This window comes from Streptomyces sp. NPDC057543, from assembly GCF_042801895.1.
Taxonomy (GTDB): Bacteria; Actinomycetota; Actinomycetes; order Streptomycetales; family Streptomycetaceae; genus Streptomyces.
The window spans coordinates 1-23,913 of the sequence record NZ_JBHVFF010000119.1 but is presented as its reverse complement, the minus strand read 5'-3'; the positions used below and the strand labels follow the sequence as shown (position 1 = coordinate 23,913).

16 protein-coding genes and 2 pseudogenes are annotated in these 23,913 nt (G+C 69.9%); 9 read left to right on the top strand and 9 right to left on the bottom strand.

Features of this window, described 5'->3' with window-relative positions; all coding sequences use genetic code 11:
- Positions 1 to 179: 179 nt before the first annotated feature.
- The 8 genes and pseudogenes from ACFU8Q_RS20815 to ACFU8Q_RS20780 all read right to left on the bottom strand — a co-directional run bounded on the left by ACFU8Q_RS20815 (position 180) and on the right by ACFU8Q_RS20780 (position 8,622).
- Positions 180 to 608, bottom strand: a complete 429-nt coding sequence (locus ACFU8Q_RS20815) for a hypothetical protein (protein WP_384455910.1) — start codon at positions 606 to 608, stop codon at positions 180 to 182.
- A 124-nt stretch (positions 609 to 732) separates the two neighbouring features.
- On the bottom strand, positions 733 to 2,799 hold the full coding sequence (locus ACFU8Q_RS20810; protein WP_384455907.1) for a sensor histidine kinase: 2,067 nt from the start codon (positions 2,797 to 2,799) through the stop codon (positions 733 to 735).
- Positions 2,800 to 2,824: 25 nt separating this feature from the next.
- Positions 2,825 to 3,553 (bottom strand): response regulator transcription factor, encoded by a 729-nt coding sequence (locus tag ACFU8Q_RS20805; protein WP_384455904.1) that lies wholly within the window; start codon positions 3,551 to 3,553, stop codon positions 2,825 to 2,827.
- 196 nt (positions 3,554 to 3,749) lie between these two features.
- Positions 3,750 to 4,479, bottom strand: a pseudogene (locus ACFU8Q_RS20800) (RNAseH domain-containing protein).
- 98 nt (positions 4,480 to 4,577) lie between these two features.
- Positions 4,578 to 5,222, bottom strand: coding sequence for an Imm21 family immunity protein (locus tag ACFU8Q_RS20795; protein WP_384455901.1), 645 nt, complete (start codon positions 5,220 to 5,222; stop codon positions 4,578 to 4,580).
- A gap of 334 nt (positions 5,223 to 5,556) precedes the next feature.
- Positions 5,557 to 6,186 (bottom strand): SMI1/KNR4 family protein, encoded by a 630-nt coding sequence (locus ACFU8Q_RS20790; protein WP_384455898.1) that lies wholly within the window; start codon positions 6,184 to 6,186, stop codon positions 5,557 to 5,559.
- A 418-nt stretch (positions 6,187 to 6,604) separates the two neighbouring features.
- Positions 6,605 to 7,627: an EcsC family protein gene (locus ACFU8Q_RS20785; protein ID WP_384455896.1), complete on the bottom strand. Its 1,023-nt coding sequence runs from the start codon at positions 7,625 to 7,627 to the stop codon at positions 6,605 to 6,607.
- A gap of 553 nt (positions 7,628 to 8,180) precedes the next feature.
- Positions 8,181 to 8,622: pseudogene (locus ACFU8Q_RS20780) on the bottom strand (ATP-binding protein).
- Between the two features lie 234 nt (positions 8,623 to 8,856).
- On the opposite strand from ACFU8Q_RS20780, the gene ACFU8Q_RS20775 reads away from it, so the two are divergent.
- From ACFU8Q_RS20775 to ACFU8Q_RS20760, 4 genes are all read left to right on the top strand, one after another.
- A complete protein-coding gene (locus tag ACFU8Q_RS20775; protein WP_384455893.1) occupies positions 8,857 to 9,678 on the top strand; it encodes a helix-turn-helix domain-containing protein in 822 nt (273 codons plus the stop codon).
- Positions 9,675 to 9,941 (top strand): DUF397 domain-containing protein, encoded by a 267-nt coding sequence (locus ACFU8Q_RS20770; protein ID WP_384455890.1) that lies wholly within the window; start codon positions 9,675 to 9,677, stop codon positions 9,939 to 9,941. Before ACFU8Q_RS20775 ends, ACFU8Q_RS20770 begins: the two co-directional genes overlap by 4 nt.
- Positions 9,942 to 10,271: 330 nt before the next feature.
- The gene (locus ACFU8Q_RS20765; protein ID WP_384455913.1) at positions 10,272 to 11,090 is read left to right on the top strand and encodes a maleylpyruvate isomerase family mycothiol-dependent enzyme; all 819 of its coding nucleotides are present in this window, start codon (positions 10,272 to 10,274) and stop codon (positions 11,088 to 11,090) included.
- Positions 11,091 to 11,247: 157 nt separating this feature from the next.
- Positions 11,248 to 13,389, top strand: a complete 2,142-nt coding sequence (locus tag ACFU8Q_RS20760) for a tetratricopeptide repeat protein (RefSeq protein ID WP_384455887.1) — start codon at positions 11,248 to 11,250, stop codon at positions 13,387 to 13,389.
- Positions 13,390 to 13,452: 63 nt separating this feature from the next.
- On the opposite strand, the gene ACFU8Q_RS20755 is transcribed toward ACFU8Q_RS20760, so the two are convergent.
- Complete coding sequence (locus tag ACFU8Q_RS20755) at positions 13,453 to 15,282, bottom strand: hypothetical protein (protein WP_384455884.1); 1,830 nt, start codon at positions 15,280 to 15,282, stop codon at positions 13,453 to 13,455.
- Positions 15,283 to 15,698: 416 nt separating this feature from the next.
- Here ACFU8Q_RS20755 and ACFU8Q_RS20750 point away from each other — a divergent pair, with 416 nt between their 5' ends.
- The 5 genes from ACFU8Q_RS20750 (at position 15,699) to ACFU8Q_RS20730 (ending at position 23,882) form a co-directional block, all read left to right on the top strand.
- Complete coding sequence (locus ACFU8Q_RS20750) at positions 15,699 to 17,315, top strand: competence protein CoiA family protein (protein ID WP_384455881.1); 1,617 nt, start codon at positions 15,699 to 15,701, stop codon at positions 17,313 to 17,315.
- A gap of 304 nt (positions 17,316 to 17,619) precedes the next feature.
- A complete protein-coding gene (locus ACFU8Q_RS20745; protein ID WP_384455878.1) occupies positions 17,620 to 18,879 on the top strand; it encodes an esterase/lipase family protein in 1,260 nt (419 codons plus the stop codon).
- Positions 18,880 to 18,903: 24 nt separating this feature from the next.
- Entirely contained in the window at positions 18,904 to 19,965 is a 1,062-nt protein-coding gene (locus ACFU8Q_RS20740) for an alpha/beta fold hydrolase (RefSeq protein ID WP_384455875.1), read from the top strand.
- On the top strand, positions 19,962 to 20,099 hold the full coding sequence (locus ACFU8Q_RS20735) for an SAM-dependent methyltransferase (RefSeq protein ID WP_384455872.1): 138 nt from the start codon (positions 19,962 to 19,964) through the stop codon (positions 20,097 to 20,099). Before ACFU8Q_RS20740 ends, ACFU8Q_RS20735 begins: the two co-directional genes overlap by 4 nt.
- Before the next feature lie 660 nt (positions 20,100 to 20,759).
- A complete protein-coding gene (locus tag ACFU8Q_RS20730; protein WP_384455869.1) occupies positions 20,760 to 23,882 on the top strand; it encodes an ATP-binding protein in 3,123 nt (1,040 codons plus the stop codon).
- Positions 23,883 to 23,913 lie beyond the last annotated feature (31 nt).

Sequence of the window (23,913 nt, the reverse complement as noted above, 5' to 3'; positions counted from 1 at the left end):
GGTCGCGGGGTCGGGGCGCCGCCGGTAGGGGGCGGCGCCACGCGGCAGGTCGACTGCTGCGCGCCGTCGGCTGCCGTGCTCGGTCACTTGCCGAGTGATGTCACGTGTCGTGCGATGTCACATGGCGTGCACGAGCAATGTCACATGTTGTGACATGAGTGAAGTGACACGTCGTCAGCTCAGCGGCCCTGCTGTGCGGCGGAGCGGCGGCGCAGCACGATCGTTCCCGCTCCCGCGATCAGCAGAGCGGCCGCGGCCGACCCGGCAAGGGCGGTGGTGCGGTCGCCCGACGTGTCGGCCGGTCGCTCACCCGCGGCGACTCCGCCACGCGGAGCGGGGACAGTCGAACCCTTGGCGACACCCGCTCGCTCGACCGCGGCAGCTCGCTCGGAACGCACCGGAGCGGGAACGTCGCCGGCGGCGACCCCGCCACGGGGTACCACCGACGGCTGTGCTCCCCGCGCGGCCGCGGCGGACCGCTCGACGGACGGCGTCGAAGGTGTGGGCGTGGGCGTGCTGTCGGCGAACGCCGCTGCGGACGGGATGAGTACCGCGCCGGCCGCGACGGCGGCAAGGACTGCGGTACGGAGGGACAGACGGTGGGGCATGGACATGGCTCCATTCCAGGTCGGCCTCGGTGGTGCCCGGATGCCGGTTCGCACCGGGCGCAAGGCGTGCCGACAGGCTGGCGTGAAGTTATGAAGAAGCTGTCAGATCGCTGTGGTCATCGCATCAGATCCGCCTCGCATCGCGGTCGCCGCTGTCGGTGCCGTTCCCGCCGCCGCCAGAACCGTTCCTCGACACGACAGCCGAGGTCTCTCCCGGCTCACCCGAGCCATGCCCCTGGCCCAGCCTCATCTGCGGAACCGTCTCCGGTCCCAACCCTGCCGCGTCCGCGGGCAGTCGGAGCGTGAACACCGAGCCCTGCCCCTCGACGCTCACCACGCTCACCGATCCGCCGTGCGCCTCGATGAGCTTCCGTACGATCGCCAGGCCCAGACCGCTGCCGCCGGTGCGGCGACTGCGGGACTTCTCGGCGCGCCAGAAGCGGTCGAAGACATGCGGCAGATCACCGGCCGAGATGCCGCTGCCGGTATCGGCGACGTCCACCACCACCTCGTCCGCGGACTCGGAGCCGTACTCACGCGATGAGCCGTACGCGCGCAATGTGACACTTCCACCCGACAGGGTGTGACGCACCGCGTTGGAGACCAGGTTGCCGATGGCCTGGCGCAGCCGGACCGGGTCGGCCGTCAGCCCGGGAGAGGGGGAGCCGACCGTCGCCGTGAGAACCGTCAGCGTGACTCCCGCGGTCTCGGCCCGCCCCTGGTGGGCCGCGGCGACCTGGTCCAGCACCTCCTCGATACGTACCGGCTCGGGATGCAGTCGCAACGCACCCGCGTCGGCGGCGGCCAGATCCTGGAGGTCGTCGATGATGTGCTGCAGTTGCACGGCCTCCGTGTGGAGCGAGGAGATGAACGCCGGATCGGGCTCCGCGAGACCGTCCTGCGCCGCCTCCAGCCAGCCGCGGATATTGCTCAGCGGGGTGCGCAGTTCATGGGCGACATCGCTGACCATGTCCTTGCGCTGCCCTTCGAGGCGGGCGCGGTGGGCGGCCATGTCATTGAAGGCCGCGGCGAGCCGCCCGATCTCGTTGTCGTCGGTGACCAGTACGGGCGCCGAGTCCTCCCCGTCCCGCATCCGCTGCGCCGCACCGGTGAGGGCATGCAGCGGACGTACGAGCCGTGCCCCGGCCAGCACCGTGGCCCCGACGGTGAGTGCCAGGACGAGCGCTGCGGCGCCCGCGATCTTCGCGGTGTTCGCCGGGGAGAGATCGAAGCCGGGCACGGTCGTGCTGCCCTCGTCACCGATGAACAGCAGCGCGGGCGAAGCGACATAGGAACTGAGCTGCTCTCGGCGGGCCGTGCCCACACAGGAGGCAGTGGCCCGGTCGTCGTCGCCGGTGCGGACGCTCGGTACGGGGGTGGCCGTCCGGGCCTCGGAAGCCGCCCTCGGCACCGGTTCGGGTCGGCCGTTCCAGGACAGGTCCAGATTGAGTACTACGCCCGCGCGGTCCTGACGCTTCAGGCAGGCATTGGCCAACTGGTTGAGCTCCCCGAGCGCCTTGCGCTCGGTCGCTGTCGGGTAGACCAGGTCGTCGGACGCGCACCGGGTGTCCTCCACCCGGCCGGGATCGTTGCCGACGACCTCTATGCGCGGACGGCCACTCGGCTCCTGGACCGCGTCCGCCGCGACCCCGGACCGGCTCAGGCAGGCCACACTCCGCTCGGCGGCACGTTGCAGGGCCGCACGTTCGGCCCTCGGGAGCCGGAACGGACCGACCGCGCGCGGGTCGACGCGGTCGGACGCGGCACCCGCCGCCAGGCCCACCGTCCGGGACAGCGCCGTGTCCACGGACAGTGGATCGACGATCGCCGACGCCTGGGGCGGCAGCGCGGGCGGCGACGACACGGTGACGGAATCGGCGAGGGGCCGGCGCTGTTCGGTCGTGAGGGCGATCCGCCGACCGGACTGCCGCGCCAGGTCACGCACGGTGCTCCCGACGCCGTCCCAGGTGGGATGGGCCGCCGCATATCCGAGCAGGGTGTTGTAGATCCGCGCGTCGGCGGTGAGATTCTGCCCCTGCTCCCGCTTGATGGCGCCGGAAGTGGTCTGGACGGCGAGCCAGGCGGTGGCGGCCACCGAACACGCCGCCACCAGCGCCGATACCGCGAGCAGGCGGCCGAACAGACTCTTGCGGAGCGGCAGTCGGGCCCGCCGCTCACGACGAACGGGCACGGCACCCACCCCGCTACGACCCTCGCTACGACGACGCACGCGACGCTTTCCTGACCGGATCCGTCAGCTTGTACCCCACACCGAAAACGGTGAGCAGCCGCGTCGGCCGACGCGGTGCGGGCTCGATCTTCTTCCGCAGGTTCATGATGTGCACGTCGACCGTGCGAAAGCTGATGTACCGGTCGAAGCCGTGCAGCTCCTCCAGGAGCCGCTGCCGGCTGAAGACCCGTTCCGGCTCGGCGGCCATGGCGGCGAGAATCCGGAACTCACCGGGCGTGCACTCCACGAACCGGCCCTCGACCGACACCTCGTGCCGGACCGGATCGACCATCAGCGCACCCACCGTCAGCACCTGATCCGCGGCGGGATCGGCGTCCGTCGCAACCCGACGGGTGCGACGCAGCAGCGTCCGTACACGCGCCATCAACTCACGTGGGCTGTAAGGCTTCGTCACGTAGTCGTCCGCGCCGAGATCCAGGCCCAGCAGCAGATCGTCCTCCGTACTGCGGGCCGTGAGCATCAGCACCGGCACCTCCCGGTTCTCGGCGCGCAGCACACGTACGACGTCCAGACCGTCGGCCCGCGGCATCATCACGTCGAGCACCAGCAGATCGGGCTCCCGGTGCCGGACCTCGGCGAGGGCCGCGAGGCCGTCCCCGACGACTCTGACCGCGTGCCCCTCGTGTTCGAGGTAGCGGCGTACGAGTTCGGCCTGCTTCTCGTCGTCTTCGGCGACTATGACGTTTGCGCACACGCGGACGATCGTAGATGAGCTCGCGACGGCCCCTCCTCGCGCCTGACTGCTGGGTTCGGCCGTGGATCGGATCGCCGGCCCACAGCCCGGATCGTGCGGATACCGGGCCGACGAGAAGGCGTACGGGTGATCAGCTGCGGAGCGGAGGAGGAGAGAGTCGCCAGGTGGGCGCTGGAGCTCGCGAATGAGTTACATGTCAGAAGAGGGGCAGCTGTTCCTGCCCGTCGGTATGGTCTGCGGAGGGAGGCTCCACTCCGTCCGGGTCCGGGACCACAGCACTCGCAGGGGCGGCGCCAGTACCGTCGCCCTCCGCAGCGAGCATCGGCAGTACGTACTCCTGGGCCTGGCCTGCCAGATGGAGCGGGAGCGGCAGGGACAGTGCATCAGGATGGTCAGGCGCCTGGCGCAGTTGATGCATGGCGAGGGCGATGGCCTGCGGCTGGTCGTGCTGCCCCGAGCTGTCACCGTCCGGGTGGCAGCCGAGCACCGCGATCTCGACGAGCGTCGGGTTGAAGGCGTTGGTTCCGGCCTGGGAGGCCAGCTTGCCCGCAGCGTTGACCCGCGCCGCCAGGCGGTCCAGCGCGGGCGAGACCGGCTGGGTCTGTGGGCGGCTCGTGGCGCTGTAGAAGACACGGTCGTCCGAGGGGCGCGCGCAACCACCCTCGACGGCATGGGCCCAGAAGCCGGCGGGCCGGCCGTTGGGCTCGCCCGGCTTCCCGACCCCCCCACCACTGGGCGGCCTCCCTGCCCGATCGCCCGCGGATCCGTACCACCCTCAGGTTGTCGTCCAGCCGCCCGGCCGGTGCGTGCCCGGTTTTCAGCAGGTCGCGGACCGCTCGGCCGTCCTCGAGCCAGGGCCAGTGCAGTCTGCTGTTCTGAGCGTGGGTGATGAGTACCGTGGGGCTGGAGCGGAGCGAGTACAGCATGCGTTGCACGAAGCGTGCCGCCTCCTTGCGCTGGTCCGCCAGATTGGACCGCCACTGCTTCGGGGGGACCCAGGGTTGCTCCTGGGAGCGCGCGAACCCTACTGGGGGCAAGGACCTTCGCGGAGTCGCCCTGCAGTGACCCGGCTCCCGAAGACAGCGTCGAGGGGAAGAAGTTGGACCAGACCAACCGAAGTGGCGTCGTTTGGGGAAGCGTGGACGGCACGGACTGTCCAGCGGCCTGGTTGTATCGGGACGGGGGCCTGCTCCGGCAGTCCTCCGCCGTTTGGGTACTCGCCGTTCAATTCGGCTCCGGCGGTGACAGAGTCCATGAGCACCGCCGGGCCGTCCGTCTCCCAGGCACCGCACTTCTCCCACTGGGTGGTGGGGTCGGTGAGTACAGCCTTGGCTGCGGCGATCAGGTCGGCCTCGGAGTCGGCGCCGAGCCAGCGGACGAAGGCTTGCTGTTCCGGCAGGTAGCAGGTGGTTGCGGGTTGGTCTGCCAGGACAAGTCCCTTCGCGCCTTTCTCGTCGATAGCAATCACGCCGGCCAGTTCGTCCACTTCGCAAGCGCGGTCGTAGTCGTCCGCGACGTCCCCGTCGCCAATGATCATCCCCGACTCCGTGCAGCCACGCCATTCATCCAATACGGAAACTGGTACGGCGATCAAGGGACCGCCCATCGACTCGACCCAGGTGAGGGAAGGTTCGGCCGAACTGACTGCGGTTGAGGAGCACTCCTTCATCGCGCCAGTATCACCCGGCCGCTGACAATGCTTTCCTCCGGCTGCGGAGCAGTCTTACTGACATCTTGCCGAGGAGAACTTCACGCCGGTCCACGGGTGCTCCGGGCTGGCTGCGGCAAGGTTCTCGGCAACCTGTGGGCCGCGTCCGGGCACACCGCCCGGCCGAGAGTGCGGAGGCGACCGAGCCGAGGGACAGGAAACGGCATGGCGTCCTGGAGTCTCTCCCAGCGGATGTGAGAGACATGGCAGCGTAGACGGCCGTTGAGGAAGGCGCGGCCGCCAGGGTGGCCGAGTGCCCCCGCGGCCCTGTGACGGGCGGCGGGGCAGCCTCCCGTCAGCGCCCCTCGTGAAGGGGTTCCCAGGGGGCTTGTACGGCGGACACCGCCCGCGGGTTCTGCCACACCAGGCACCCCAGGGCCACCCCCGGCACCACTCCGTTGCGGTCCGCCAGCGGTCCCGTACCCGATTCCAGCGCCTCCGCGACGGCCTCCAGGTAGCCGCCCAGGGTGCTGTACTCACTGTGCAGGTAGGCGCTGTCGGTCGAGAACCAGCGGCCCACCCGGCCGGCATCCGACCCGTCGGCCACCACCATCTCCCCCGAGTAGTCGTCGTCGGCACCGGACAGCGGCACCCACCTGGAAAAGCCGACGGCGCCGATGTCCGGATCGGTGCGTGCCGCGTACACCCGGGTGACCTCGTTCAGCGGCAGGAAGGTGTACCGGGCCAGGAACTTCGCCGGATCGACCTCGCCTTCCTCGTCACCGTCGACCTCGAAGAAATGGGCGCCGTCGTGCCGCAGCCACAGCGCCGACACCTCCTCCGGCCAGCTCACACCCATGTGTGCCTGTGCCGCCGCGATCCGCTCCGGTGCGGCGGGCGGCCGCAACGAGACGTACGAGTTCGGTGCGTTGACCTTCAGCCAGGATTCAACGCGATCCCACGCCGCGAGAATGTCATGACTCACTCGACCACGGTACCCACGCGCCGGGACTGCTGAAGACCACTGCTTTCCTGAGCCGTCGTCATTCACTACGGTGAGCACGGGCGTGCCTTCCCGACCGACGCGCCAACGTCGGCCTACTCGAGGACCATCAAAAGATCATTCGGGAAGGTACGCCCTTCGCGTGTCTCCCGACACCGACCACAGGTCATGGGCGTTGCTCGCTCCCAGGCGTCGCGGACATCGGCGGGGGACCTCGTAGCCGTTGGCGCGTGCCCAGTTCCGGATGACGTCGGTATCGCAGGGAGGGCTGACCGGAACCTGCGTGGGCGGCCAATCGCTGGGTTCGTAGGGCACGAAAGTGTTCCGCTGCTCCAGGAGGCTCTTGGGGAACTGGGGGACGACTGTCTCACCGTTTGCTGCCTCGTGGACCCAGTGGCCGTCACTTACGTGGCGGCGGGTCGGTCTGGGGGTCGTCGTCCTGGTCGGTCGCCAGTGCGGCCGGCAGCGGCAGCCCGTACTTTTCGCACAGGAATCGGGTCTGGCAGTACCGCTGGGCGTCGGCGGCCACTCTGCCGAGGACCGCGGAATTCATGCCGGCACCGATGAGGACACCCACGACCGGCACGACTTTGGCGACGTTCTTGACTGGCACCCTGGAGCCGGCCGGGCCGAGCTGCTGCATCAACTTCTCAAGGGCGGCCAGGAGGCGGTGGTCTTGGCGGAGCTTCTGTGACCACTTTATGCGTCCCTTGATCGCGTCCGCCGCTAGTGCGGCCTCACGCAACGGCTTGGCTTTGGCCGCCTGTGCCATGAAGGACCGCTGCACCAGGCGTTGGATGAAGTCCTGCTCCTTGGGGTCTTTGGCGTCGTAGCCGTAGGAGTACGCGATGCGCGCTGCTATCGACGTGCTCAGGACCTGGACTACGAGGATGTCCGCTGTCATCGCGACGGGGATACCGGCGACGGGGACCATGGCCAGCAGGCCCATGGCGCCGCCTTCAACCGCGCCGGTGGTCCGCCACTTGAGGGTGTTGCGGGTCAGCAGCCGGTCGCAGACCTTGAGGTCCTGCTGCCGCAGTTCGGTGAAACTGTCGATGTCGAAGCCTCGCTTGCGGGCGAGCTTCTCGACGTTCTTCGGGTCGTTGAGATCCATGGCCCAGTCGTTGACCAGCTCGAGCAACGCTGCCGCGCCTGCGAGCGCCGGTCGCATGGCCTTGTCGGCTACCGCGTCGCCTGCGCGACGTATCGGTTTCGTGACCGCCTCCGGCACAGCGTCCGAAACCCGTCTTACGGCGTTTCCTCCGACCTCACCGGTGCGACCGAGCGCGGTGCTCGCCCAGTTCGGCAGACCACGGCGGTTGTTGCGGCGCTCCCAGTGCTCGTTGAGCGTGTCCCATACCTGCCCCTCGTACGCGCTCATCGGGGTTGTACCGTCGACGAGTAGGTCGGCGTAAGCGCTCATTGAGATTTCTCCATTTCGACTGTGATCGCTGGGTCCACGGAGTCCTACCAGCCGACATGTGGGTGAAGCCGCAGTGTGGGGGGTGATGTCCGAAGTCGACTGCACCGGCCACCTGCGGGTTACTCGCCGGGCCGGTGATCTTGCGAGGGGATAGGTGCGTTGCGCACCTCGTACACAGCTCGGCCCTGATGGCCTTTCCGGGGGGTGCAGGCGCGCGGTGTGATGCTCGAGCGCCTGCACCAGGATCTGGACAGGCGGCCTGAAGCTACGCGATCTTCGCTCACTCTTTGTGCCTCACTGTCGTCGGCGGTCATCACACTCCGGCGCGACGCCCATGCGCATAGAGGCGGGCAATCGTGCACCACCCCTGCAGGACACCGTGCGGAAGTTCTCCGCAGTCAGATGGAGAAGGCGACGGTTCAAGCTCTTTGCCCATCAGTGCATGTGACGGTCAGTCACGTTGTGTGGAGAAAGTGAAGGCGCTGTGATTCGACAGTGTAAGCACGAGTCATAGGATCTGCGCACAGTTCTGGTTACGTGCATCCCGCTTCGCTCACAGCTCGGCCCAGATGGTCTTTCCGGGGGCACCGGCACGCGGTGTGACGCCCCAGCGGGTGGCCAGGTTCTCGACGAGGAGGAGTCCGCGGCCGTCTTCGGATTCTGGGGGTGGTGAGGCGCGCGTGGAGGTCAGGGCGGCGCTCGGTGCGGGTGTCGGTTACTTCGATACGGAGCGCCCCGGCGGTCTCCGTCAGAGAGACGCTGAAGTCCCGTCCTGGGACGTGGCCGTGCTGCACGGCGTTGGCGCACAGCTCGCCGGTGATGAGCGAGAACGTGTCGTGGGTGTGCGAACCGTAGGGGTGGCCCCAGGCGTCCAGCCGTTCGCCGATCAGTAGCCGGGCGAGGCGGGCGCCTCGTGGTGTGGAGGTGAAGCGCATGACGAACTCGCGCTCGGGGCGCGTTACTTCTTCCTCGGGCGAGGCGGTGTGGGAGGTCATGGGAGCGAGCCTGCCGGGAGCTCCACCGCTTTCACCAGCAGCAACGCTTGTACGGGGGCGGACTGTACGGGTGGCCGCGGCCCGCGTACGCCGCTGACAGCGGAGAGGGTTCGGACACGGGGGAGGGGTGCTCCCCGTTCGAGGGAGCGGCACGGATTGGGGGTACAGGGCGTGGTTGCTGTGCGTAACGTCTCTGCGGACAGAGTGTGCGCGGTGTACGTGGTGGGGTGAGCGATGGCGGAGACGGAGCGGGACGACGGGGCCGTGGGTTTCCTGCGGTGTTTCGGGCTGCAGCTGAGACTGCTACGGGAGCGGGAGGGCCTCACACGGGCAGTGCTGGGGTCGCGGCTCGGGTACGGGGAGGACCAGATCGCCTCGGTTGAGTTGGGGCGGCGGATCCCGAAGCCGGAGATGATCGACCGGGCGGATGAGGTGCTGGGCGCGGGCGGGCTGCTTGTCGCGATGAAGAGGGAGGTGGCGCGGGCGCGGTATCCGTCGTTCTTCCAACACGCGGCCAAGCTGGAGGCTGAGGCGGTCGAACTGCACGTCTACGACACCTTGGCGGTCAACGGCCTACTGCAGACAGAGGAGTACGCGCGAGCGGTGTTCAGGCAGTGGCGGCCGCTGCTGGATGAAGAGGTCGTTGACCACAGGGTCGCGGCACGTATGGCAAGGCAGGACATCTTCACTCGCAGGCCCGTGCCGAACCTGAGCTTCGTTGTCGAGGAGACCGTGCTTCATAAGCGGATCGGCGGAGGAGGGGTCTGGCGCGGGCAGTTGGAGCAGGTTCTACTGATCGGGCAGATGCGAAATGTTGAGATTCAAGTCATGCCCCTGCACCGCGGTGAACACGCCGGGCTCGCAGGTCCCTTCACCTTGATGGAGACTAAGGACGGGCGGAGGATTGCCTACACGGAAGTGCAGAGCGGCAGCCGTCTGCACACTGAGCGAAACCGCGTCCGGGAGCTGGAAGCTACGTACGGGGCCCTTCGCGGGCGGGCTCTGGCTCCGCAGGAATCGATGGCCTTGGTCGAGAAGTTGTTGGGAGAGGCATGAGTGTGGATGAATCCGGGCGCTGCGCCAACGAGCTTGCCTGGCTCGAGAGAAGTCACAGCGCCCGAGACGGTGGTGGCTGCGTGGAAGTAGCCGTGGCGTGGCGCAAGTCCAGCTATAGCGCTGGTGATGGCGGCCAGTGCGTCGAGGTAGCAACCTGCCTCAGCACCGTCCATGTCCGCGACTCAAAGGACATCGCACGCCCCGGTCTGGCCCTCGCTCCGACAGCCTGGGCAGCGTTCGTCGGGTTTGCTTGCGAGGTGTGAGGGTGGGCTGCACGGCCCTTCAGCCGACTGTCACTCCCACTTGGTGAGGTCGGCCACGAAGTCGTCGTGCCCCACTGACGGTTACGCAGGTTGACGACCTGCTGGGCGATCGTGTCAATCAGGCGCGAGTGGTTCTCGGTACTCACGCCACCGGCGTAGGCAATGTCACTGACACGCTGCGGGATGTCACTGGGCGGGTGCAGGACTGGCTCTTGTCGCAGGCCCCGCCGCCTGGTCTTGTGTACCGCGGGCACCGTGGGTGGTCCGCGGGCTGTGCGCATCCGGCGCGCAGACGCCGTCGGGGCGGGGAGAAACGTGGAAGTGGAATCAGTGACCGGACACGAGGTACGAGGCACGCTGCCCGAAGGGCTCGGCGAGGCGATACGTGCCACCGCCGAGGAGATCGCCGAAGTGCTGAGCGGAGTTGCGGACACGAGCGTCCCCGTGCCCGGCTCGGAGTGGACCGTGGGACAGGCGGCGGCGCACCTGGCGCAGGCCAACGAGCTGATGGCCGGCATCGCGGCAGGCCAGGAACGCGTCTACGGGGACGGAACGCCGCAGAGCCTGGCCGCGGCCAACGAGCGTGCGCTCGCCGCCTTCGCGGAGCGGGACGCCGATCCGCTGGCCGGGATGATCGCGGCGCACGCGGAGGCGTACCTCACGGCGGTGGACCGGTACACGACGGACGAGAACGCGACCGTGGTCACGCCGTTGGGCCCGATGAGCCGGGCGGTGCTGGGCTCGTACCTGCTGACGCACATGCTCGGTCACGGCTACGACCTTGCCCGTGCGCTGGGCCTCCCGCACATGATCGACCGCACCCGCGTCGAGCTGTCGCTGCCCTTCCTGATCACGGCGATGCCCCGGGTGACCGACGCCGACGCCACCGCCCGGCTGACGGCCCGCTACACGATCCGCCTGTGGGGCGGCGCCCGTTTCGGCGTCACATTCACCGACGGCGCCGTGACCGTCACTTCTCGACCGCCGGCCCGCCCGGACTGCACCATCCTCATCGAACCGGTCACCTTCTTCCTCATGGCACTCGGCCGCTGCAACCCATGGGGCGCCATGGCCCGGGGCCGTGTCCTCGCCTGGGGGCGCAGACCCTGGCTCGCTCCCCGGTTCCCCAGGCTGTTCACGGCGCCCTGAGAGGCGGGCGGATCGTCCCGCGTCAAGCCATGACGATCACCATCGCCATGTCCAAGGGATGCCGGCCCGTCTGACGCTAACGTTGATCCGCACGGTGGCAGCGGCGGTGCCGGGGAGGGCGCATCGCGCGGAACACCGGGAACGAGGAGTGCGCGACATGCTGGATCCCACTTCGGTGGCGGCGATTTCGGCGGTACTCGGCGCGGTTGGTTCGGGGATGGCCAACGAGGCCGGCAAATGGGCCTGGGAGTCGACCGGCGGCTTCGTACGGAGAGTCGTCGGGCGGGAGGTCCCCGCGCCCGTCGCCCCGGGCGACCGGGACGATGTGGCCCGCATGGTCCACGAACAGATCCGCACGAACCCACAACTCGCCGCTTCCTGGAGCGCGTTCGCGTCAAGAGTGCAGGGCGGCCCCATTCCCGTCCGAGCAGCATCGCAATCACACCTCCCCGCCTCCATCAGGTTCTTCACCGACCGCAAGGAAGCGATGAAGCAACTCCAGCGCGAGGCATCCCGGCGCGCGGACGGCCGGCCCCGCCTCGCCCTGGTGCACGGCCCGGACGGCATGGGTTCCAGCACGCTCGCCGTGCACTTCGGATCCCGGCCGACCCGACTCTTCCCGGACGGCCAGATCTACGCCGACCTCGGTGGCGGGGGCGCCGGGAGCGCGCGCGACGTCGGAACCGTACTGCGCACACTGCTCCGCCAGTTGGGCGTGCGGGACGAAGAGATGCCGCCCGCGACCGACCGGCTCGGTGAGTTCTTCCGGCACTGTGTGGCGGACCGCAGGCTCCTGGTCGTGCTCGACCACGCCCACTCGGCGGCCCAGGTCCGGCCGTTCCTCACGTCGGCGCCCGGGGTGTTCACGATCGTGGTCGCCCGGACCCCGTTTCCCGGGCTCGACGCCGTACGGGTCCCCGTCGGTCCGCTCACCGACCGGGACGCCGTGCGTCTGCTCACCGACATCACCGGCAAATCAACCGTCGCCGCGGCTCGCGCCACGCTGCCGTCGCTGCTCGACCGGTGCGGCGGATCCCCGTACGCCCTGCGCGCCGCAGCGGACCGGCTCTCCGCCCCCACGCTTCCGCCGCGCAGCGCCGCGGTGAACAGCGACCCGGTCCAAGGGGCGGCAGAGGACAACTATCAGCTCCTGACGGCGGAAGCCGGCATGCTGTACCGGCTGATGGCGCTGCGCGGTTGGCCTGCCTTCGACGCCGCGACGGCGGGACGGACCACCGGTCTGGACCCGGCGGTCACGGCCGGACTCCTGGAGGATCTCGCCGACAGGATGCTCCTGGAGCGCAGCCGGAGCGGAAGCGACAACGGGCGCTACCACTACCGCCCCGGAGTCCGCGCACACGCCGAGGCGACAGCGATCCGAGTAGATGGCATCGCGGCCTGTTCGGCAGCCCTGGCCCGCACGCTCCTCGCCTACGCGGACCTGGCGGCATCGGCGGCCCACCAGGCACTCCCGGAGAGCTGGCGCGTCCCGGCGCCCTCCGACGACCGGACCGGGCAGGTGTACGAGGACCGGGGCGCCGCCCTCGACGCGCTGCTCGCGGAGTCGGGCAATCTGGTCGAGGCCGTTCGCTGCGCCGAGGAGTCCGGCCAACCGGACACCGCCGTACACCTGTGCCGTTCCCTGTGGCCGCTGCAGCTCAAGGCCGGGCATCACGAGACCCTGCTGCCCGCGCTGCGCATCGGAGCACGTCTCGTCGACTCCCATCTCCCGGGAAGCCTCGACGCCGGAGCGCTCCACGCGCAACTGGCGCACAGCCTCACCGAATTGGGGCGTTGGGAGGAGGCGGAGGCGGAGACACTGGCCGCGGCTCGGGCCGAGGAATCGGCAAGCCACAAGCGAGGCCACGCCTCGGCCGTGGAGTTCCTCGGATTGTTGAGACTGCGTCAGTGGCGTTACCAGGAGGCATACGCGTCCTTCGAGGAAGCGGGCGACATCCTGAGCACGCTGGGCGTCCACGACGAGGGAGCAGCTGATCTGCCGCGTGCCGAGGCCCTGTTGGAGCGCCACCGCGGACGAGCCCTGCGTGGGCTCGGTCGGGGAGAGGAGGCCCGGGAGAGGCTGGAGTCCGCATTGCGCTGCTTCCGGGAGAGCGGCGATACGTACAACACGGCCCGGACGCTCACCGATCTGGCCGAGACCTGGCTGGACGGAGAGGACACCGAAGCGGCGCTGCCCCTGATCGACGCGGCGATCACCACACTCGACGGCCAGCGCGCGGAGTACCACCTGACACATCTGCGACGCATGCGAGAACGCTGCGTGACCGTCACCCCGTAGGCGATCTTCCCGGCTCCGGGACCTCCGGCTCCGGATCCGGGACCTCCGGCTCCGGCACCTCCGTCATCGCGGAGGTGCCAGAGGCTCGATGCGTACGTGGTGCAGCCGAGCACCTGTCCGCACGGAGATCCCATCGGCAATGGCTCGCGCGAGCCTCTTGTCGGGGGCGGCCGCATCGTGGCTGCTCGTGGCCAGCCAGGCGTACAGGGCAGAGGCGTACGCGGCGGGGTCCACACCGCAGCCGCCCTCCGTGTCGGTCGCGGACGCCGCCACCACCCGCAGCGGCTCATCGCCGCGCATCCGGACCACACACGCGGACGGCCCGGTCACATAGGCTGCGAGGGAACAGCACTGATAGCGGCGGAGCACCTCGGCGGTCCAGACCGACGGGGACCCGAAGCGCGGATCGTCCGGTGCCCCGTCCCGGAAAATGATGTCGGCGAGATCCAACTGGTCCACGTCACGGGTGTCTTCGTGCACGGCGACGTGCGTTTCACCATCACTGTCACCGTCGCCGCCGATATCCGCACTCGTCCACGGCGGCTGTCCCGCCCAGCGACTGACCGCGATCTCGCCCGGCCCGAGTACCTGGGACAGAACGCGTAGGGGGACGGTGACCGTTCCGGTTTCGTAGGCGGGCAGCGGGAGCGGCTCCAAGGAGGCCGGCCGGGCAGGCTCCGGCGCACCCATCATCGAGTAGAAGAGCCTGCGCAGGCGCTCCGCGGATTCGCCCGGCACGGAGGTGGTGAACTCGGCGGGCCCCGGCAATGGTCGGTGATGGGCGATGAGTCTCTCGATCTGCGCCGCCAGCGATACTTCGGGATCGAGTTGCGGCGTCTCCCGCATGAACGCGGAGATCGGCGCAGCGGGATCGAGGGCGTCGAGCGGCGCGGCGCCCAGCAGCACAGGAGTGCCGAGGGCGGCCGCGTAGTACGTGACGGAACCGTGGTCCCCGATCACCGCATCGGCGGCCAGCAGAGCCTGCCGCCACCCCTTCAGTGGATCGATCAGCGCCAGCCCGCCGCGTCGCGCGCGATCGAGCCAGGCACGGATCTGACCGGGTCCGTGACCGTGCCAGACGTTGGGGTGCAGTACGGCCGCGAACCGGTACTCGTCCACGGGAAACTCTGTGGCGACCCGATCCAGCAGCGCTGCGATGACATCGCCACCGCCCTCTTCGCCGTCACCGAGCAGCGAATCGGAGTTCCAGGTCGAATTGAGCAGTACGAGCCGCTGCCCCGCCCGCACCCCCAACGCGCGGCGGAAACGCTCACGATAGGGCCGGGCGGCGAGCATCCGGTCGAAGCAGGGGTCCCCGGCGAGAACGGCGGTCGGCGCCGCCTCGGGACAGGCGATGCGCAATCGTTCGTACTGCTCGGGGTGGGAGAGGACGAGCGCGTCCGCGACTGGCACCCCCTGCGACAGAAGCCACTCCGGCGCGAGCCCGAAGACGGGCACAGGCACCGTCCCCGCCCCCGACCCGGTGTCCGGTGTCCGGTGTCCGGTGTCCGGTGTTGCCAGCCTCTTAGTGTAGCCAACACCGTGCGAAAGGATTGCCAACTTCCCTTCATTGAAGTCGAGTTGGCCGCCAAAACTGGCGGAGATGACCAGATCCACCTCCGTCTCGGTCGCCTGCTCGTACGGCACGACCGGCACCCCGGTATCGGCAAGCAACTCGGCCGTGCCGGCCGCGAACGCCGACGAGCCCGTACAGGTCACCAGCAGCTGGACGCGCCAGTCGTCGTCGAACAGGGGGAGTACATCGAGTAGCCGGGTCGCGGCGGTCACGTTGTGTACGACGACGAGCACGCGCAGGCACTTGCCCCGGGTCGTCCACCGCGCCGCATCGTCCCCCACCGGCACCCGCACCCGTCCGGCCCGCCCGTACGCCATCCGTCCGCACGCCCCTTCATCCAGTCCAGCTCAGCCACGATAGTCAACCAGCGCGACCACCGGACCGACCACGGGGCAGGCCATGCGGCAGACCAGGACGGGCTCCTGTGTGCGGCGCCCTCTCAGGCAGCCATCGCAACCGCGATCTCGCTCAGTGGTGAGTCGTCGCGCGATCGGGGCGCGTTCCGGTCGGCGAAGACGACAACCCGCAGCACCGCGAACCGTGCGACACCCGCCATGGCGATCGCTGCCGGTGCTCAGGGGATTTCTCTTCGGCGGCGGCTCAGGGACCTCATCCGCGTCCTCGCCGAGTACGACCGTGTGGCCGTCGGGCATACCCTGGAAAACCCCTGGTCGACGGCGAGAACGACACCTCCACCGTCACCCTGCCCCACCGCATCAGCCCGGAGTACGCCATGCCCCTGTCCGTCGATGAAGAGGACACCCGCAAAGTCCAGACGGCAGTATCGGGTTCACCCGGGGCGGACTCGCCGGTCTATCTGCCGATGGACGTGGTGGAGTACGACAGGTTCATCCGCCTCCACCCGCAGAAGGACTTCTATTGCGGCAGGCTTCTCGGCGGCTGCGGCGAGAAGCTTGCCGCGCGCAAGTACCGCGACAAGAAGTGCCACTTCGCCCACATCGCCTCAGCACACTGCCGGCGAAGCGCGACGAACGAGGCCAGCGCGGATCACCTCTACATGGGGCGCGCACTCGCCACTTGGCTGAAGCAGCAGAAATTCAAAGGTGTCCAGCCCCGCTACAAGCAGAAGGGCCAAGCCCTGCGTGAGCGGGTCGATGTGTTGTACACCCTTGGCCGGCAGCCACGGCTGCTCCGCGTTCAGCTCGCCGTCAAGTCCAAGGCGTTGTGGGGGGCGGACGACTCCCGCCTCCGGAGCGAATGGGCAGGCATCGAGTGGCTCTTCGGCCCGGACAGCATGCTGGCCAACTGGCAGGTCGACCGGCAGGGGCACGCCCTTCGCATCCGATGCCGACCGTCCGGAGCCACGCGCGTCGTGGAGATCGGAACCCAGTATCCCGACACCCCGGTCGAATGGGTTCCCCTTTCGGCCTGCCGCATGACCTCGTTCGGCATCCGGACTCCGGGCCTCGTTCTCACCCCCGGTGGCCTCGTCCGGCGCGGCAAGGAACCCCGTAGTTCCGCCGCCCCGCGCGGGCGGGCCGGCACCCCTGTACCGACCGAGCCGCTGATACCCGAGAGACAGCAGGCAGGATCCACAAAATCCGCAGGCAGGAAAGGACCTGCGAGTGACCTGCTTCCCGAGGCCGCCCGGGACGGCAGCCAGGACGGAGAATCACTCTCGGCGTCCAGCCGAGGGCACCGCGCTCGCACGCTCTTCGGTGAGGGGGTTGAGGCCCCGCGCCCAGCGGTGGAGCCGGCGGCACCGGTCCTCGCCGCTCCGCAACCCACAGCCATCACGCCGGCGCAGCTGCTTTCCCGGGACGACGAGCGGGCCGGCAGGCGGTTGGTGCGACTCCTCGACCACCTCGATCTCGTGGGCGACCACCTCCACCTGGATCAGCTCCAGTCGGTGCTCCGCGAGGCCGGGGCCTGTGCGTCGTCGATGTGGAGCCCACCGGCCTCCGACCTCACATCACGTATGGCCGCGTGGCGGGCCCATGCGAATCTGCTCATCGCGCGGCCGAGCTTCCGCGAGATCCAGGCGTGTGCCGACCTGATCAGACCTGCATTGCGCATGGCAGCACGCGTTTCCCGACCCCTCACATGGATGGATCTCGGCAGTCGGCTCGATGACCGTCTGCCCGGTCTGCACCCGGATGACAAGGTGTCCGTCTTGGTCGAGACAGACCGCATGACCCGGCACAGCAGGCCGCTTCTCTCGGCTCTTGTCGCGGCCCGGGAGAATCGTGTCCACCCTCTGTACGCCCAGGTCTTGGACCACTTGGACCGCCCGGTGCCGTCCGCGCAGGCGGCCCAGGACCGATGGCTCGTCGATGTACGCAGCCACAGGCTTTCCGTGAACTCGGACTTCCTGGTCACGCGCGTCTGATCCGGAACTTCGTCCGCTCGCCGACCCGGCGCCGTACATGACGCGGATGACCGGCCACCGACAGTGCGGCCAGGGCGGTGCTGACGGCCTGCCGGCCGTAGGCGGGAGCTGCTTCGCGAGGGGTCACGAGGTCGGTGCCGTGAACTCGGGTCTCGCAACCCGGGTTTCGAGCCCCGGCACATGGCGACACGACACATCCCTCCGCCCCGCATCTATGGCTGCCCACCCCATGGGAAGGTCTCCCGCACCGCCCTACCGTGGCGGACTCGAACCAGAGACCACCCCCCCCGGACGGAGAGCCGCGATGCGCAGAGCAACGAGCACCCTGCTCGGCCTGCTCCTCACACTGCTGAGCCTCGGAGCAGCCACCACACCGGCCCATGCCGCCCCACCCGGCTACCTCACGCTCGAAGCCACGTACACCACCGTCGCGAATGGCTGGGACCGCGTCGACCGCTACCTCGACACCACCAGCGGCTTCCATGCCGAGCAGTACCCTCCGGACGGCCGTGGTGACCAGGACGGCCAGCGACGCACCTTCTTCGGCGGCGTCAAGCAGCCCTATTCCGGCCGCTTCCTCCTCTACTCCGCCCCCGGCTGGAACAGCGGCAGTCACCAGACCCCGGTCCTCCTCGTCCACGGCGCCAACGACAACGCCGACCGCGCCTGGGCCAACCCCGGCGAAGCCGGTGGCTACGGCTGCGGGGCCATGTCCTGCCCCAGCACCGGACTTATGCAGTACCTCGCCTCCCGCGGCTACCGCGTCTTCGCCGTCAACTTCGCCCACAAGCAGGGCGACAACCTGATGCAGGCCCAGCAGGTCGGCGACGCCATCGCCGTCATCAAGGACCGGCTCGGCGTCAGCCAGGTGGACCTCGTCGGCTGGAGCAAGGGGGAGATGTCCACCCGGGCCTACGTCTCTTCAGTGCGCCCCACCTGGGGACGCCCCTATGCCGGAGACGTACGCCGCCTCCTCACCCTCGGCGGCCCCAACGGCGGCTACGACTACCCCTACGCCCACGGCTGGGCCCACGACTTCAGCATCTGGCCCCAGTGCGGCGGCAGCGTCAACGCGCCCTCGCCCCACCTCTACATGACCTGCTACGGCACCTACACCGCCCACCCCGAATTCGCCTTCGCCCCCACGGACGGCTACGACGTCTACCCCGGACAGCGTCAGATGCTCGCCCGCTGGGACGCCACGTACGGCATCGACACGACCCAACAGGACTGGTACACGACCTACTACGGCGGCCAGGGCTTCTACACCTCCGGCAGCGGCATCCAGACCGCCATCGACGCCGGTTCCCTGATCGCCCCCCTCCACAAGGCAGGCATCCCCGGAACCGTCGCCACCTACCTCCTCGCCGGCGGATCCCCCAGCGTCCTCGGTATCTACAACGAGAACCGCGGCCCCAGCGACGGCGTGGTATTCGTCAACAGCGCCCTCGACCGGACCGGCATCGCCAACGTTGCCGGAACCTCCCTCATCTCCACCGCCAACCACCTCCAACTCGGCTGGCATTCCACCGCCTGCGCCCAGATCGCCACCTGGCTCGGCTGACGCCGCCACTCCCAAGGACGGACCATGACACCGCCCGTACTCCTGCCCGGCATCCAAGCTCGCCGCATCACGACCCCCCGGCTCACCCTCAACCTCCTCGAACTGCCCGACCGGACCGGCGAACCCGTCCTCTTCGTCCACGGCAACGTATCCGCCGCCACCTTCTGGCAGCAGGCCATGCTCGACCTGCCCCAGCCCTACCGCCCCCTCGCCGTCGATCTCCGGGGCTTCGGCGACACCGACCAGCTCCCCGTCGACGCCACCCACGGCCTCCGGGACTACAGCGACGACCTCACCGCCCTCCGCGACGCCCTCACCCTCGACCGCGTCCACCTCGTCGGCTGGAGCATGGGCGGCGGCATCGCCCTCCAACACCTGCGCGATCACCCCGCTGCCGTCCGCAGCCTCACCCTCGTCAACCCCGTCTCCCCGTACGGCTTCGGCGGCACCCACGGTCCGGACGGCCGACTCAACCACCCCGACGGCGCCGGCTCCGGGGCAGGCACCGTCAATCCCGAATTCGTCCAGCGCCTCAAAGACGGCGACCGCAGCGAGGACTCACCACTCTCCCCCCGCGCCGTCCTCGCCTCCAGCTACGTCAAACCGCCGCTGCGCCCCGCACTCGAGGACGCCTTCGTCGACGCGATGCTCTCCACCCGCACGGGAGAAGAGCACTACCCCGGCGACACCCTCCCCAGCGACAACTGGCCCGGCACCGCACCCGGCCCCCGCGGTGTCCTCAACGCCATGGCCCCAACCCACTTCCGTATCGACGACCTGCACCGGATCGACCCCAAACCGCCCATCGGCTGGATCCGCGGCACCGACGACCTCATCGTCTCCGACACCTCGCTCTTCGACCTCGCCCACCTCGGCGCACTCGGCGCCGTCCCCGGCTGGCCCGGCGCCGCGCACTGCCCCGCGCAACCCATGGTCGCGCAGACCCGTCACGCACTCGATCACTACGCCGCCGCGGGCGGCCCCGTCCGCGAAACCGCCGTCCCGGACGCCGGCCACGCCGTCCACATCGACAAACCCAAGGAGTTCACTGCGGCCCTCCTCGACACCCTCACCGCGGGCCGGTGACGCGTCAGGCCTTCGACGGGTTGCGGATTCTCGAGCCCGGCTTCGTCCGGCTCAGTGAGTGGCGGCCCGACGCCGACAGCGCGACCGTGTCCGCGGATGTCGACGCCTTCGGCGGAATCGGCGTCAAGGGGTGACGCTCAGCGGGCTGTCGGCGGCTGCCGGCTCCCCGGTTGTCCGTGCGATCGTCCGGGGGACCGCCTCGTACGCGGCGGGCGTCGGTACATGGACGTTCGTACCGCGGTCGCATCAGGGGGCGGTCGCGCGCAGGCCGTAGGGGCGGGGGATACGCGTCAGGGGCCGTCCGTGGACGGCCCCTGACTTTTGGTCCGGTCACATAGGCGGCAAGGGAACAGCCCTGATAGCGCCGGAGCACCTCGGCGGTCCAGATCGACGGGGACCCGAAACGCGGATCGTCGGGTGCCCCGTTCCGGAAGATGACATCGGCCAGATCCAATTGGTCCACGTCACGGGTGTTCTCGTGCACGGTGACATGCAGTTCCCCGCCGTCGACCGAACCCACCGACGCCCGTGGCCCCGGCCGGCGTCTGACCGTAACCTCACCCTGTCCGAGGACCCGCGACAGGACGTGCAGGGGAAGGTGGCCGTCCCGGCCTCGTAATCGGGCAGTGGGAGCGGCGTCACCGGAGAACGACTCGGAGTTCCAGGTCGAATTGAGCAGGATCAGTTGCTGACTGCAACCAGCGCGATCCGCTGCGCCGACGAGGGGGCAGTCAGGACAGAGGGAACGGGGCAGCGCGCACAGCCGCTCCGCAGGCCGGCGTTACAGTGCCCTGGTGATCTCCAACCAGGCTCCACCCCTGCGGATCAGACTGCTGGGTGGCTTCCGGGCCGAACGTGACGGACTTCCCGTACTGGAGCGTTGGCACAGGCCGGGGGCCCAGACCCTCGTCAAGCTGCTGGCGGTCGCGCCCGGCCATCGTATGCACCGCGAACAGGTGAGGGAGATCTGCCGCCCCGGTGCCCCTCGCCAGGCTGCCATGAGCAGCCTGCGCGTGGCCCTGCACACGGCGCGGCACGCGCTGCAGCCGGAGTTGCGGCCACGCGAGGAGTCCGCGTACCTGCTGCTGGAAGGCGAGTTGCTGGCACTGTCGCGGACGCTGGTGACGGTGGACGTGGATGAGACGGAGGCGCTCGCTCTCGCCGCGCTCGACGGAACCGACGGGTTCACGGATGGCGGGCGGCGGGTGGCGGGACTCGACGCGGCGCTGAAGGCCCTGCGGGAGGACCTGCTGCCCGAGGATCCCTACGCCGAATGGCTGACGGCTCGGCGGACGACGCTCTCCCTGCTCCGCGACCGGGTACTGCACGCCCTCGCCGATACCCATCTCTCCGAGGGAAGTCCGGAGGAGGCCGTCGCACTGCTGGAGGGTTCCCTGTCCTCCCATCCTGCCGACGAACGCGCCCACGAGAGCCTGATGCGCGCACAGCTCGCCCTGCGCCGGCCCGAGCAAGCACTGCGGCAGTACCGGCTCGCCACCGAGGCGCTGGAGACCGAGCTCGGTGTCCGTCCCGGAGGCCGTCTGGAGGAACTGCGCCGACGGGCGTCGGCCGCGTCCTGCCGCACCGCGGCCACGCCGTCGGCGCGGCCGCCGCTTCCTGCGGCGATCCGGCTCGCGGTGCGGACACCGCTCTTCGGCCGGGAACAGGTGCTGCGCGCGGTCACGGCCGAGGAGGCGGGGATACCTCCCCTCACCCTGGTCTCGGGCGAGGCGGGCATCGGCAAGACGAGGCTGGCCGCCGAGGCGGCGCTGACCGCTCACCGCCGGGGCGCACTGGTGCTGTGGGGGGCAAGTCACGAAGCGGAGGGGCAGACCCCGTACGGCCTGTGGGCGGAGGCGCTCGATGCGTGGTTCGCCGACCGCTCTGCCGAACAGCAGGCGGCGGCCGTCACCGAGTACCCCGCCCTCGCCGGCCTGGTGCCCGCGCTCGGGCCGGCGCCGACCGCGGACTTCGGCCCCGAGGAGGAGCGGGCGCGGCTCTTCCACGCGGTCGGCGGGCTGCTGGCGAGCCTGGCGTGCGCCTCCCGCCCCGGAGTCCTGGTGGTGCTGGACGACCTGCACGCCGCCGACCTCGGCTCGCTCCAGCTCCTCTACCATCTGATCCGCCGTACCGGGACGCGCGCATGGCGGTTCGTCGCGACGTCGCGGGAGGAGGACCTCGCCCAGGACCCGGCGCGCAGGCGTGTACTCGAAGCTGCGGTACGTCAGGGACTGGCCCGGCGGCTGGACCTGATGCGGCTGGGCGAACGGGACTGCGGACGACTCGTGGTCGGACTGTGCGGCGGCGCGGCGCCCGCGCCGGACCAGGTCGCCGACATCTTCCGGCTCTCCGCGGGCAATCCGTTGTTCGCCGGGGAACTGGCCAGGCTGCTCGACAGCGGGCTGCCCTCCGCGGCTGGGGTGGGAGCCGGGCCCGCCGGCTTCCCCGACTCGGTCCGCGCGGCCGTGGACGCCCGGCTGGACCACCTCGACGACGCGGCTCGGGCGCTCGTCGACGTCCTCGCCGCGGCGGGCGGGGACGTTTCCCTGCGCGAGGCCGCGGAAGTCGCCCGGTCAGCCTTGTATCCGCCGCTCGGTGAGGCGGAGTTCGCCGCCGCCGCCGATCGGGTCCTGGCCGCGGGGCTGGTCGAGGAGCGCGAGGTCGCCTCGGCGGGCCGGAACACCCCGGGCTTCGCCTTCCGCCATCCGCTGGTGCGGCTGGCCTGCTACGAGAGGCTCACCGCGGCCCGCCGCCGAGTCATGCACAGCGCCTACGGCGACGCGGTGCTCCGGCACCGCCCGGACGCCGTCGACACCCTCGCCTTCCACTTCGTCCAGGCGGACGACCCGCGTGCCGTGACCTGGCTGCGCCGGGCGGCGGACCGTGCCTCGGCGCTGTACGCCAATGACAGCGCGGACGGCTACTACACCGAGCTGGTGGCGCGTCTCGGCACGGCCGCCGATGACACGACGGTGGCGGACGTCCGGCACGGCCACGGACTGGTCCTGCGGCGGATGGCACGCTACCCGGAGGCCGAGCAGGCGCTGCGCAGCGCGCTGGACTGCCGGTTTCGCGCGGGAGCGTTCGATGCGGCGGCGCGCTCACTGGCGGCTCTCGCGGAGGCGGTGTGCTCCGCGGGCCGGCCCAGGGACGCCCGGGCCCTGCTCGACTCCTCTCCCGTGCCCGGTGACAGCGTGTCGGCCGCGGCCCTGGCTCTGGACCGGCTGGCCTCGTCCGTCACCGACTTCCACCTCGGGCGGTACGAGCAGTCCCTGGCGGCGGCCCTGGAGGCCGAACAGGCGGCCCGTGCCGCCGGCGACGACGACAGGAGCCTCGTGCCGCTGCTGCTGGGCCGCGCCACCGGCAACCAGGCGCTGGCACTGACCATGCTCGGCCAGGACACCCAGGCGCGGCGGGCGGCGCTGGAGTCGTTGGACCACGCCGAGCAGGCCGGGGACATGAGGCTGCTGACGACGGTGCTCTCGATGCTCAGCAACCTCGCGCTCGAGGCCGGGAAGCACGAGGAGGCGCGTAGCTTCCGCACCAAGTCGCTGGATCTGGCCGAGCGGGGCGGGGATCCGACCGTCATCGCGTTCGAACGGGGCAGTCTGGCGCGTCTGGACCTGCTTGCCGGAGACATCGAGGCCGCCCACGCGGGAGCCCACGCCGCGGTTGATCTCGTCCGGCCGTTCGGTCCCTCGTGGAGTCTGGCCTACACCCTCGCGTACCTGGCCGAGGTTTCGGTCGGGCGAGCCGACTGGGCCGCCGCCGAGACGGCGCTGCGCGAATGCGCCGAACTCGCCGATGACAGCGGGGACGCGCACGTGCGCGAGGCGGTGGAGCGCATCGGTGATGAGCTCGCGAGTGCCAGAGCCGCGGTGCGGCGCGGGCGGGACGAGGGCGGTTCGCCGGCCTGACCAGCTGCGGCCGGCGATCCGCGGCCGGACC